Source organism: Dyadobacter pollutisoli, assembly GCF_026625565.1.
GTDB lineage: Bacteria > Bacteroidota > Bacteroidia > Cytophagales > Spirosomataceae > Dyadobacter > Dyadobacter pollutisoli.
In genome coordinates, this window is record NZ_CP112998.1 from 1172726 (window position 1) to 1185795 (window position 13070).

A 13070-nucleotide genomic window follows, 5' to 3' on the forward strand; every position below is an offset into this window, starting at 1 on the left:
AATATGCCCTCACCATGGACAATGCAATAAGCTGGTTTGAAATCCCTACCACGGACCTGGACCGTGCCGCTACTTTTTACGAAACGCTATTTCAGATCCAGCTCATCCCGCTCGATACTCCCAATCTGAAAATGCGAATGTTTCCCATCGATAACATGATGAGTGGAGTAGGAGGGGCGCTGGTATACAGCCAAGGGTTTCACAGGCCATCGGCCACCGACGGGCCACTGATTTATCTGAATGCCAATCCGGATGTGCAAATCATCCTCGATCGGATCGAAGCGGCAGGTGGCAGCATTCTGGTACCCAAGACGCAAATCAGCCCTGAATATGGTTATATGGCGGCATTTCTGGACTCGGAAGGAAACCGGATCGCATTGCATTCGGTCCCGTCGCTGTAACTATCAGATCTTTACCTGTACTGTCAGGTAGAACCCGCGACCGTCTGAGGGCAGGATACCCGGACCGGGGTAGCCCGTGGCACGTCTGGTAAAATACATCTGGTTGGCTAAATTGTTGATGCTGGATTCTATTTTCAACATTTTCCATTCATAGGAAAAACTCAGGTCCATAATTTGATAGGCTGGAATAAGGCCCACAACCGAGGATACGCCGCCATCGGTCGCATTGGTTGCCTCCGAAAACTGGTCGCTCAGGCTGGTGAGCTGAAAGGAGCCTTTCAGCTTTTTATATCCGATTCTTAGTCCGGTTTTAAGATTGACTTTGGGCACAAATTCCACCTGGTTGCCCTGAACCCCTGGCACTTCGCTGTGTTTGTATTCGGATTGAATCAATGCAAGATTAGAGAAAACCACGCCGCTCCAATCTTTCGAGTCTGGCAGGGCCAGCCTTAAAAAATCTGCTTCGGCATACGATTCAATGCCTGTGATGATAGCCTGGCCCACATTGCTTCTCAATCTGAGGACCCTGTTGCTTTCATCGTAAAACTGAACTTCACCGATCCTGTTATTATAATTCAGATAAAATAGACTGATATCATAATTGTAAAGGGCGGTTTGATGACTGCGGACACCCAAATCAATAGAATACCCTTTTTCATCTTTCAGATCGGGATCAATCACCGAGGAAGGATTGGCGATGCGCATATCACTGAATGTAATCGAGCGGTAGTTCTGAGAGATATTTCCATACAGATCAACCTTTGAATGCGGCTTGTAGCTGACGCCCACGCCTGCTAGCACAAACTGCCGCCCATTGCTGCGCTGCTCTGTGGTTTTGGAAATATTGATGATGTTACCGGCCAAATCACGCGAGATATTGCCATAGAAACCATCGGCAGTTGTCTTAATGTATTCAAAACGGACGCCGGGCGTAACCGACAAGCGTTCACTGAGGTAAAACACGTTTTCGGCAAACAAAGAGACATTTCTGTTTGGAAATCGGTAGTCATAGGTAACAAACCTTTCAGGCTCAACAAAGCTGAAATCGGCATCCTTACCCTTTGACCCCTGACCCTGAAGACTGTGGTTGAAACCGTGATAGTAACGGGTTCCCACCAGCAAAACGGCCATTTTCTTGGCCACAAAATAACGTTTCAGATAGCGGGCTTCCGCACCCCAGTTGGTAAAATTGCCTTTGATCAGATCACGCTCACTGTTATCATCGATGGTCGCCACCCGGTTAGGCCTGAACCCGAGCGAATAGCGATGAGCGGCCAGACCGAAAACCCTGAGATTAAAGTCACTAGTGGCATTGAACTTGTGATCAAAATGCAGGGCCATCATATTCCATCCCACCTGAAACCAGTTTCTCTCACGGTTGGTCTGCCGGGCATCGTTCTTGAACATGGCATCCGAAAGCCCGCCGGGCTGTTTGGCCAGGTAGTCCATATGGGTCACATCCAGGCCCAACGATGTTTTCTCTGAGAGCTTATAGTCCAGATCGGCGTACAGAGTCGAACTGTTAAAATGAGAATTAGCCCGCCAGCCGTCGGCCTTTTTGTATTGATAAAAAGTATAGTAGCTCAGTTTTCCCATGCTGCCACTGGCGCTGGTGAAGGCATTGTAAAAGCCAAACGAACCGATGCTCTGCCGGGCGACTACCTCTAATTTCTTGTTTTGAACCGGTTTTCGCATGACAAAATTGATCAGCCCGCCAAACTGCGTGCCATACTGCAAGGAGGCTGCACCCCGCACGATCTGAATGCGGCCCACGCCCTCAATAGGAGGGGTATAGTAACTTTCCGGATAGCCCAGCGCATCGGCGCTGATGTCGTGCCCATTTTGGCGGACATTGAAATTGGAAGTGCGGTTGGGGTCAAGACCGCGGCCGCCAATGCTCAGCTGTAAACCGCCTCCCTCATTTTCCCAGATGTTCAGTCCTGCCACCCGGGAATACACCTGGCGCGCGTTGTTGGTGGATAAATTGGCGACCAGCTGCTCAGGGGTAATGACTTCTGATTTTTTTCCTTCATAAATCCCCATACTTTCCACACCCCTGAGCCGTGAAAATCCAAAATCAGTAGATTTTTCTGTGACCGTCAGCTCCTGCAAGGTTTGATCCGAAGAGGTCAGGTAAAGGTCCAGGTGCATGTCTTTGCCGCTTATAGAAATGTTTTTTTTCAATACCCTGAAATGCGATACAGTTGTTTGCAGGGTGTAGCTGCCATTGGGAACGCTTTGAAAAAGAAATGCTCCGCTGCTATCGGTGAGAACGCTGAGCTGATCACTTAAATAAATCAGGCAACCTTGGATGACCGTGCTGTCTGATCTTGAAAAAACCTGTCCTGAAAATCGGGATTGGGCGATGGAAGCAGTCGAGACAAGCAGTAATATGCAAAACAGGTTAAAGACCTTTGGCTTCATCTTTCAATAGTAAAATGCGGAACTGAATTGGAGGGCTGCAAATGCGCCGGCAAAGATACATTCGAATCCCTGCGGGCCAGGTGAAATTTTTACCAGGTTGCAAAAGTGCCTTTGCGGCCTAGTCCCCATCGTTGTCGGTGTAAGTAATGGTAATGCTCATGGCCGAGCTCATATCCACTTTCAGCATCCGCACCGCTTTCTGCATTTCCGTGTAAGTATCCTTCATGGCTTGGTTGTTGGTCTTGACCTCTTCGAAAAGGTTAGGCTTCAACACACTGAGTTTGGCGTTGCTTGCTTCAAATTGGCTGTTGAGCAGCTCGGAGAGCGACTTACCGGTAGCGCTGTCTTTGGCCCCTAGTGCATTCAGGTAGGTTTTCAAAGAAGGACCAGACCCGCCGGATTTAACATCTTTACCATTGAAAAAATCAATATAGGCCTGATGTGCCGTTTTGGCCAGCGTTAGCGACAAATCCTTTTTATAGTAGGCCTCTACTTTCTCAGCAGCAGGAACACCATTGAGCATGGCGCCAGAGGGAATACCAAATTTTCCGGAACGGATGTAGCGCTCGTAATGAAGCACATATCCGTTAACCAGCAGCGAAGTGGAAGAGCCGATATCCAGGCCTGTTTTTGTGGTAAAAGTCGCATTGTAAGGGCCTTTCCATTCGGTGATCACCGTATTAAGAATCGAGCTCATCCGCTCATTGACACGCTTGATATAGGCCAGTTTTTTGGCGGCATCCGGTGCGGTGGTATACTCGGTGAGTATGGCCGCGTCGGTAGCAGCAAGCCCGTTGATCAGATAATCCAGGGCTGGAAATCCCTGGCTGGGGTAGGAGCTCGGTACGTCCAGGCTGGAAGCAGGATCGGCCATGTTAGCGGCGATACCCAGCTCACTAGCAGGATAGATATTGAAAAAATTACGGATCGTGTGTTTTTCCCCGGGACCAAAATCAAAGAGCTCCACTTTTTGCCATTCCGTATAGGCATCTGCCCAGGCGCCGCGATAATCGGCTAACGTTGCAGCGTCGGGCTTGGCAGCAAATGCATTTGATTTGGCAACCATCGCATCAAATTTGACTTTGAACTGATCATAAGAGGGGATAATGATCTGGCTGGCCAGGTAGGAGAGCATTACTTTGCGGTCCTTATCCTCGTCAACGGGCACCGGTTCGGGTTTGTCGCCGCTGTCAGAGCAGGCCCAGAGTGATAATGTCAGCAGCAGCACAAGGTATTTTTTCATTCTATTAGTGGTTAGATCTTAAACAACAATGGTGGATTGACAAAATGTTGTCAATCCACCTTGGACATGAATCTATTTTTGAATGTGCTTACAGCTTGAATTTGGCCGTGATAGCGTCAGAAGCAGCATTTATTTTTTCGTTAGTCAAATCCCAGAAGCCGTTTGGTGAACCGACCAGTCCACCCAGCAGGCCGTCTGAAAATGCAGCATCAGCACCGTTGATCGTACAGAAGCGAAGCGAGTAAATAAAGCCAAGGCCTTCGCCGATGGCGTGCGCGCGGGCTGCATCGGTTGCTGCGCTTTTCCATTTACCGAGGTATCCCAATGCGGCAGCAGCGATGGCTTTCTCCATTTCGGTACGGATAAATGTGGCCTGCGTTTTCAGTTCAGTATTGTCTTTGTTGACGATCGCAACGCGGCCTTTCAAAAATGCAGGATGGATTTTTGCATAGCTGGCCTTGTTGTATTCCCACAGGTAAGATCCAATAAAGCTTTCGTTGGAATTTCTGGCAGCGTCGGTCGCGCCAGCCAGGTAAATTGGGTTCAATGTCAACAAACCGTAGGCTTCATCCCAGTTGTGTTCCAAGGCAGTATATTTTTTGCCTGAAACCAGTGCGCTGTTATCTGCGGTAAGTCCTTTATCGAGCAACACGTTGCTGATGTGGTCCAGCTGAACAGCACCGATCAATCCTTTTTGAATGATTTGCGCTATTTCAATGCCTTGCTTGTTGACCAGATAGGTTCCCAGTTTTCCGGCCACGCCTTTGGAAGCAGCCGCTTTCACAGATTTACTAGCGTCGGCCATGGAAGTAAAATAACCTTCTATTGCAACACGGTTGGCCTCAGCTTCCGCCGAAGATTTCGAATTAGCTGTAACGTTTCTTAGTTGCACCTCAGAAGCATTCAGATCCGCTCCTTTGATAGAGATGGTGGACGTTTTAATGTCTGTAAACGGACTGGCGGTGTTGGCGTACATATTCTTCATCACAGTAGCCTCAAGCACAGCGCTGTCTCTGACGGCAGAACCCAGGTAGTAATTAAGGGCCTGGAACATCTTGTAGCGGTCATTTCCTGATTTGAGATCAACCGTCGTGTCGCCTTTTGCATCTGTGAACAGGGCCTTGTATGGCGTAGTAGGTGTGGCCTTGGCGATATCAATTTTAGCGCGCAAATCTGGCTGTACAGGTGTTCCTTCATCGTCGTCAGAGCAGGAAGTGACAGCGAAAGCCACTAGGGACGCCAGCAGGATCGCCTGCCATTTTGAGTTAAGGTGTAGCATTGTTATATACCGTATATGTTAGGGATTGTACGTTTGGCTTATATTGTACGTTTGGCTTATTTAGACCAATAATAAATCCGGGCAAACATACGGCTTTATTTAGAATTAGAACAAATTGTGGAAGTGATTCACCAACTTTTTTTTTAATTTGCCCAATGAAAAAACCACTCGTTGCTGATTATAAGGACGTTGCCCTTCCATCAGCAATGAGTGGTTTTTTCTGACTCCATACAGGTCAGATCAGCTGCCTGCGTTGGCTTTCTTTTTTCCGTTGTATTTCTTTTCTGCTGTTTTAGCCTTCTCAAAGTCCAGCACGACCCCATTGATACAATAACGAAGTCCGGTAGGAGGGGGCCCGTCGTCGAAAACATGGCCCAGGTGCGATTTGCAACGTCCGCACATGACCTCAATGCGCCTCATGCCGAGGCTGTTATCCTTGGCTTCAATAATTGATTTTTTATTGATGGGCTCAAAGAAGCTGGGCCATCCGCAGCCGCTTTCGTACTTGGCATCACTCTTGAAAAGCGGGTTACCGCAAACGGCACAATAGAATGTGCCAATCTCTTTGGAATGCTCAAATGCACTGGTAAATGGCCTTTCAGTACCTTTTAGCCTGGCTACCTGGTATACTTCCGGTGAAAGGATCTTCTGCCAGTCATTGTTGTTTTTATTTACTTTCGAAGTGTCAGTATGAGAGTATTCTGCGCTTTTTTTGGTTTGGGTAGTTTGCTCTGATGAGGATTGTCCGTAGCAGTTTTGCAGCAAAACTGCTACGGTCCCCAACATGGCAAGCAAAAGTGATTTTTTCATGCTGGTCTGATTTGATGGTTTATTCTATATATACGAAATCGGCGAGCTAAAAGTTGAGTAGCTCTCAGGTTTTAATATATGATCGGCATCGCCGGAACATTTTGCGGGTCAGACTTTTTGCTTTTCGAAAGGGGATTGGTTAAAGCGTACCTGCTCGATGAGCCTTAAAATGAATGGCATACCTTCTTTTTGATAACCTGCTACCTGCTGCTGATCCAGCCGGATCGAATAGTCATAAAGGCCCGCACCGCCACATACGACAGTCAGAATATAGTCACCCGGACCTTGTTCTGTAAAAGTATAGCTCCATGGCTCCCTGGCAATTTCCCGCATCTCAAAAAAGAATTATTTAAACAGCTAAGATAGCACTGAAAAACGAGGGGCCAGTGCATTTACAAATGTACTGGCCTTTTCGTTTTAAAGGGGAGTTTCAGTGTATTTTCCCTTTGGGATCTTGTTGATGACGGCCTCGGGATATCCGGTTGGAAGCTGGCCTCCCGGTAGCCAGAGACTGTTAGCGCCCATCTCATTACCGGATGGCATACGGAGCCGCAGTGCCTTGGGGTCCTGTATTTCGATTTTTACCATTTCTTTGCCCGTCCAGCTGCCGGCCGGGATGCCAAGCTCTTTTTCAATTTTACTGATATCCTTGTTGGTCTTAGCCAGAAGTGCGTCCATTTCGCTTTTAGGCATCACAAACTGTGTGTTGTCGGGGTAACCGAGCGTATCACGGCCGTAATCGTCCAGTGCTTTTTTGGTGACCAGGTAGGCGGCCCCATTGGCAAATTCACCCAGATGGTAGACAATGTATTTTTGGTCAAGGTAAACAGATGGGTCAGGGCGCTGGCCTTTGGCAATGTCGAGCACTTTTTGTGATGTCCAGCCTGGCAGCCAGGAATCTTCGAGCTTGTAAGACTCAGGTGTTTTGTCATCGTCTTTACAGGACCAGGAGCTCGCACCCAGTAAGACCAGGAGCCAGAGATACATTAGACTTTTTTTCATGGAATGCCTAAATAAAAGTGAATAATGATTGATGTGCCCGCAAGTATATAAAAAAGTTAATTAATTCTATTTGTCATTGAATTAATTTGACAAATTTTCGACAACTTGTAGCGGTTTCAATCTATTATTACCCTTTTTTGAATCTGTGGGCCTAGTACATTGGTGAGCTCGTCAGACAAAATGTCAATGATCTGATCAATAGTGCTTTGGGTGACTTGCCAGGAGGGAAGTCGCCCATGGGAGCGGAATGAAAATATTGACCCTAAATAAAGGCTGACAAATCTTTTACTCCCAGTTTTTTAGCGCTCGTAAAACCCTCTCCAAATGAGACGCCGATGGCATGTCCCATTTCCCGGGCGCGGGCTATAACGAATTCTAGAAACTCGGGTGTTGAGATGTAGCTTTGGGGCTGGTCTTCACCCTGGTATTCAGGCACATGAAACTGACTTTTGAATGCGCGGATCGCCTCAACTTTCAGATCGTGGAATGCCGATATGTCAACGACAAAATCCGGAGAGATATAGCGGTCCTGAACGGTATGGAAAATATGTTTGGGGCGCCAGGCTTCCTGCTCATTGCCTTGCTCGTCGTAGGTTTTGATCATTCTCAACCCCGAGTAAAAGCAGCTGTCGGCAACCAGCTGTCCGGCCCTTCCATGATCGGGGTGGCGATCGTTTACGGCATTGGTAATAACAATATCAGGCTGGTATTTGCGGATATAGGGAATAATTGCTTTTTGATGGGCTTCATTGTTGGCAAAAAAGCCGTCGGCAAGCCCCACATTGTCCCTCACTGCGATATTCATGATCGCCGCCGCGTCCTGGGCTTCCTGAATCCGGCCTTCCGGGGTACCTCTGGTGCCTAGCTCGCCGCGGGTAAGGTCTACAATGCCCACTTTTCTGCCCAGTGCCATTTGAGACAAGAGCGTGCCCGCACAGCATAGTTCGACATCGTCGGGATGGGCCGTGATGGCTAAAATATCTAGTTTCATAAACTTTGTCAGGTTATTTGATGCGAAGCTTCTGTCCGATCCTTAATGTGGAACGCGTCGACATTCTGTTGCGCCGGGCGATCGAAGAAATACTTACCCCATACCGGCTTGCAATCGAGCCCAGCGTGTCACCGGAGCGTACTTTGTGCAAAATAGAGCGGGTATAGGCCACTGGCGCATCCCCTGCCTCGAATTCACTTTTGTTGGATTTGCCCCTGAGGTGATTCCAGGCGGAACTGGTGAGCAGAAAGTGGTCAGATTTGATGGCCGCATTGTCCCAGTCAAAAATGTTTCTGGGGTCAAACGGGTTGCCTTCGTACCGGTTTTCATAATGCAGGTGAGAACCTGAGCTTCTGCCGGTGTTACCGCCCAGGCCGATCATTTCTCCGGCTTTGACCAGCTGACCGGATTCTACGGATTGTTTTGAAAGGTGGCCATATAGTGTTTCCAGTCCATTATAATGCCTGACTAAAATGAAACGGCCGTAACCACTACCGTCCCATGCCACAATCCTGACCATTCCGTCATAAGTCGAGCGCACCGTATCGCCAGTTTCAAGGTCCAGATCCGTACCATTGTGCCAGCGGCCCCAGCGGTAGCTGAAATTGGATGTCGTTGGCGTGCGGGTCATGGGCGTGCTCCACATGCGGTTGGCAGCCGGATCATACAGTTTCAGATCGACCGGTTCGTCAAATTCCAGTGGGCTCAACCCGTAGGGATTAATGCTGCGTGCATCCCAGATCACGTAATATTCTGCTGCTTTTACCCATTCGTCGGCCACCAGTATTGAATCTTCCACCTGCACAACTTCCGTCTCGCCTTCATCAAGGGTAGTGGTATCCTCGCTCACCACCGGATTGAGGGGCTTGACAGGTTCAAACTGGCTTTGAAATTTAAGATTGGAAGTTTCTACCTGGTACTCGTCCTCGGCTTGCGGAACGGTCACTTTGGTAGTAGGTCCTTCGTTGGCGTTGTTTCCGGACTGATTGATTTTAGGATTTCTTTTGAATTTTCCTCGCTCTTGCGCTTGCGTGTTCCAGGAGATCAAACACACGGTCATTAGCAAACTTACAATAAGCTTTACTTTCATAGGGATAAAATCAGATCAGACTATACTCGCCGTTTGACGTCCTGAGCATAGCCTGATTCAAATTAGGGGTATGGCAAATAATTAAGCTGTCTCTTCGATAATAATGTCCACTTCGCGTTCCATCAAAAATCTTTCGGCATCCAATGCCGCCATACAGCCCGTTCCGGCGGCGGTAATGGCTTGTCTGTATACATTGTCCTGCGCATCACCACAAGCAAAAACACCTTTTACATTCGTGCAGGAGCTTCCTTTGATGGTTTGGATGTAGCCCGTCTCATCCATATGCAAGTAACCTTTGAAAATATCTGTGTTGGGTTTGTGGCCTATTGCTACAAAGAAACCAGTTGCGTCCAAAAGTTGCTCCTGGCCGGTTTTATTATTTTTAACCAATACAGATTCGAGTCCATCTTCACCATTGAGCTTAACAGTTTCAGTGTTCCAAAGCACTTCAATGTTTGGAAGCATTTCCACTCTTTTCTGCATGATTTTAGATGCGCGCATTTCGTCGCGACGCACGAGCAGGTATACCTTACGGCAAAGCTTAGCCAGGTAGCTGGCTTCCTCAGCGGCAGTATCTCCCGCGCCAACCACCACTACATCCTGACCACGGAAAAAGAAACCATCACAGACCGCACAGGCAGAAACACCGCGGCCATTTAGCCTTTCTTCATCTTCAAGGCCCAGCCATTTGGCGGAAGCACCTGTCGAAATAATCACTGAATCAGCATGGATCTCATGCTTATTGTCGATGATCACTTTATGAGGATAGGTCGTAAAATCCACTTCGGTTGCGAGGCCGTAGCGAACGTCGGTTCCGAAACGCTTGGCCTGTTTTTCAAAATTGATCATCATTTCAGGGCCTGTAATTCCGTCGGGATAGCCTGGATAATTATCTACCTCGGTAGTGATCGTCAGCTGGCCGCCTGGTTGGGCACCTTGGTAAAGTACAGGATTCAATCCTGCTCTGGAAGCATATATAGCGGCTGTGTAACCGGCGGGGCCGGAGCCAATAATCAGGCAAGAAACTTTCTCAGATGACATATTTATTAAATACTAATTGTTAATGACGAATGTTGTTAATTATTACTGTAAAATAAAGAAGAGCCTAGCCAGGCATTCAAGTGTGCTTATTGGGGCAATGCAATGGTTGTACTCGTCAAATACAACATTGGCTGATCGACAAAAGTGCGAAATTTCAGTTCTTTATGCAAATTCTATTAGAGTATCCGCCATTCAATGCGCCGGTTCATCTGGCGGGCGGTTTCTGAGTCGTTGGCAGCCACGGGTTTTGTCTCACCGTAACCCTTTGAGGAGATCCTTTCTGTGCTAACCCCGGATTTATGCAAATATTGTTGTACAGACAACGCTCTCTTACGGGAAAGCTCCATGTTTTCACTGTCCGAGCCCACATCGTCGGTGTGACCGGAAATCTCAATCTTAATGCTCCTGTTTTTATTTAAAAATTCGACCATCTTGTTGAGCTCCACCTTTGACTTGTCGTCAAGCTCGTACTGGCCGGTGTGAAAGAAAATATTGTTGAGTACTTCGGCCCGGTCTTTTTCAATGGCTTCCAGCGGAATATCAAGGTTCACAAAAGAGGCAGAATCATTGACGGTAAAGGAAAGACTTTTAAAGAGGTAGCCTGTTTTGGAAACATAAAAAGCGTATTCTCCACCACTGTTAAGGACCGTCAGAAATGAGCCGGTTTTACCGTCAGATGTAAATGCGCCTACTTTTTGCTGGGTTTTTAAATCAAACAGGTCAATCTCCGAGGCCAGCGGGGTACCGGTCTTTTTATCAAAAACCCTTCCTTTGGCATAGCGCGTGGGAATGATCATCTGCTGAACCGACTCGGGAAGCTGAAAGGTGTAAATCAGCGAGCGTGTTTTGCCTCTTTCGGAAGTATCATCGGTATAGTAGGCCTTCTGGCCATCGGAAGCAATGAACATACCTACCTGGTCGGCGACCGTGTTGATGGGATAGCCCAGATTTTTTGAGGGTGACCAGACCGTGTCCATTCTTTGGGAAATAAAAATGTCGAAACCGCCCATACCGGTCAGGCCATTGGAGGCGTAAAAAAGCGTGCGTCCGTTGGCATGGATAAAAGGCGCGTTTTCATCGTCTGAGGTATTAATAGTCGTGCCCAGATTTTTGGGGTTTGTCCATTGTTTCTTTTCATCTAAATGCGTCATCCAGATGTCTCTTTTACCCTGCCCGCCTTTGCGGTCGGAAGCGAAGTACAATGTGTGCCCGTCAGCGGAGAGTGACGGCTGCGACTCCCAGTCACGGGTATTGACCTGCTGACCAAGATTGACTGGCGCACTCCAATCCCTGCCGTCTTTATGGGAAATGTATAGATCGCAGCTTCCAAAACCATCCTGCCGGTTGCAGGCTGTAAAAACCAGCGTCCGGCCGTCGGCCGACACACTGCATGTGCCCTCATTGTTGGACGTATTGATTGCTTTTGAAATCTCTTCTGGTACTTCCCAGCCGGTCGCGGCCCGGCCATCGGTGGCCCCGCCGTCCGCGGCCCGGCCATTTTGTTTGCGGTGGGTAATGTAAATATTCTCGTCCCTATTTTCGGTAAGCCCGGTAAATATCAGCGTCTCATCATCAGCGGTCATGACCGGGAAATACTGCGTGCCCAGAAAGTTGACCGTATCGCCCAGCGAACGTTTCTGGATCACAAGCGGATTTTTGATTGCATGCTGCGCAAATATGGAAGAAGCAATGGATTTTTCGGCTAGTCTTGAAAGACTTGATTTGGGTGGAAACAATGGGTAGGCCTTTTCGAAATAAACCTGTGCTGAGTCGTAGCGCTCGGCATTGAAATGATAGCGGCCCAACCATTGAAAAGCCCCGGCAGATTGAGGGGCCGTTGGTTTCAATGCGACTACCTTATAATAGTGTTTTTTTACCAGGTCGACATTCCGCTGCAATTCATAGATCTGCGCAAGGCGCAAGTGCGTGTCATAGCTGTCGGGGACCTCTTGAAGCACTTTTTCAAAGAGCGTAGCAGCTTCTACGAGTTGGCGCGCCTGCCAGGCAGCCTGCGCTTTGTCGTAAATTTCCCGTGCCCGTCTCGGCAAAGTAGCATCTTGTGCTGAGGCAACGTGCAGTGTGTGAAGACTTAATAACAGAAAAAAAATCAGAACCCGGCGCATTATGGAATATTCATAAACTTGTGAGTTTGTAACGACATTTTCCATTTGGGATTGTCTTTGATATAGTCAATTATCAAAGGCAGCATCACCTGTTGCTTACTCCATTCTGGCTGGAGCAGTAGCGCGCAGTCGCCCGAAACCTGGCTGGCGTGCTCTTCTGCAAAGTCAAAATCACTTTTATTGTAGATAATGGCTTTGAGCTCATGGGCATTTTGATAGATGTCCGGGTGTGGGGTTTTAAACTTTTTCGGTGAAAAACACACCCAGTCCCAATGACCGGTGAATGGATAAACGCCTGAGGTTTCAATGTTTGTTTTGAACCCCGCCCTTTGCAGGGCAGCAGTCAGCTCATCCAGGTTATACATCAATGGCTCGCCGCCGGTAACAACCGCCAGTCGGCCTGGATACTGCAATGCTCCATCCACAATGGATGTGATACTGTGTCGGGGGTGAAGACTCGCATCCCAGGATTCTTTTACATCACACCAGTGACAACCCACCTCGCAGCCGCCCAGGCGGATAAAGTAAGCCGCTTTGCCACTATGCTGGCCTTCGCCCTGCAGGGTATAGAAGGCCTCCATGACGGGAAGCTGATGGGTGAGGATCGGTGAAGTTTCAGTAAGCAAAATTTAAAGAAGACAAATGTTTAAAAAAGTGTAACAACCA

12 protein-coding genes are annotated in these 13070 nt (G+C 48.1%); 1 reads left to right on the forward strand and 11 read right to left on the reverse strand.

Features of this window, described 5'->3' with window-relative positions; all coding sequences use genetic code 11:
- Positions 1 to 14: 14 nt before the first annotated feature.
- Positions 15 to 401: a VOC family protein gene (locus ON006_RS04870; RefSeq protein ID WP_244819594.1), complete on the forward strand. Its 387-nt coding sequence runs from the start codon at positions 15 to 17 to the stop codon at positions 399 to 401.
- 3 nt (positions 402 to 404) lie between these two features.
- On the opposite strand, the gene ON006_RS04875 is transcribed toward ON006_RS04870, so the two are convergent.
- The 11 genes from ON006_RS04875 to ON006_RS04925 form a co-directional block, all read right to left on the reverse strand.
- Positions 405 to 2825 carry a TonB-dependent receptor domain-containing protein gene (locus tag ON006_RS04875; RefSeq protein WP_244819593.1) on the reverse strand — a complete coding sequence of 807 codons (2421 nt, stop codon included), beginning with the start codon at positions 2823 to 2825 and terminating at the stop codon, positions 405 to 407.
- A gap of 118 nt (positions 2826 to 2943) precedes the next feature.
- The gene (locus ON006_RS04880) at positions 2944 to 4068 is read right to left on the reverse strand and encodes an imelysin family protein (protein ID WP_244819592.1); all 1125 of its coding nucleotides are present in this window, start codon (positions 4066 to 4068) and stop codon (positions 2944 to 2946) included.
- Between the two features lie 88 nt (positions 4069 to 4156).
- On the reverse strand, positions 4157 to 5347 hold the full coding sequence (locus tag ON006_RS04885) for a DUF4856 domain-containing protein (protein ID WP_244819591.1): 1191 nt from the start codon (positions 5345 to 5347) through the stop codon (positions 4157 to 4159).
- Positions 5348 to 5587: 240 nt separating this feature from the next.
- Entirely contained in the window at positions 5588 to 6157 is a 570-nt protein-coding gene (msrB, locus tag ON006_RS04890; protein WP_244819590.1) for a peptide-methionine (R)-S-oxide reductase MsrB, read from the reverse strand.
- A 108-nt stretch (positions 6158 to 6265) separates the two neighbouring features.
- Positions 6266 to 6490, reverse strand: a complete 225-nt coding sequence (locus tag ON006_RS04895; protein WP_244819589.1) for a hypothetical protein — start codon at positions 6488 to 6490, stop codon at positions 6266 to 6268.
- 84 nt (positions 6491 to 6574) lie between these two features.
- Positions 6575 to 7159, reverse strand: coding sequence for a hypothetical protein (locus ON006_RS04900; protein WP_244819588.1), 585 nt, complete (start codon positions 7157 to 7159; stop codon positions 6575 to 6577).
- 262 nt (positions 7160 to 7421) lie between these two features.
- Positions 7422 to 8150: a bacillithiol biosynthesis deacetylase BshB1 gene (gene bshB1, locus ON006_RS04905; RefSeq protein WP_244819587.1), complete on the reverse strand. Its 729-nt coding sequence runs from the start codon at positions 8148 to 8150 to the stop codon at positions 7422 to 7424.
- Between the two features lie 13 nt (positions 8151 to 8163).
- A complete protein-coding gene (locus ON006_RS04910) occupies positions 8164 to 9240 on the reverse strand; it encodes a peptidoglycan DD-metalloendopeptidase family protein (RefSeq protein WP_244819586.1) in 1077 nt (358 codons plus the stop codon).
- 81 nt (positions 9241 to 9321) lie between these two features.
- Positions 9322 to 10281 (reverse strand): thioredoxin-disulfide reductase, encoded by a 960-nt coding sequence (gene trxB / locus ON006_RS04915; RefSeq protein WP_244819585.1) that lies wholly within the window; start codon positions 10279 to 10281, stop codon positions 9322 to 9324.
- 176 nt (positions 10282 to 10457) lie between these two features.
- Positions 10458 to 12404 (reverse strand): OmpA family protein, encoded by a 1947-nt coding sequence (locus ON006_RS04920; protein WP_244819584.1) that lies wholly within the window; start codon positions 12402 to 12404, stop codon positions 10458 to 10460.
- The gene (locus ON006_RS04925) at positions 12404 to 12985 is read right to left on the reverse strand and encodes a 7-carboxy-7-deazaguanine synthase QueE (protein ID WP_244819669.1); all 582 of its coding nucleotides are present in this window, start codon (positions 12983 to 12985) and stop codon (positions 12404 to 12406) included. The genes ON006_RS04920 and ON006_RS04925 overlap by 1 nt, the downstream gene beginning before the upstream one ends.
- Positions 12986 to 13070 lie beyond the last annotated feature (85 nt).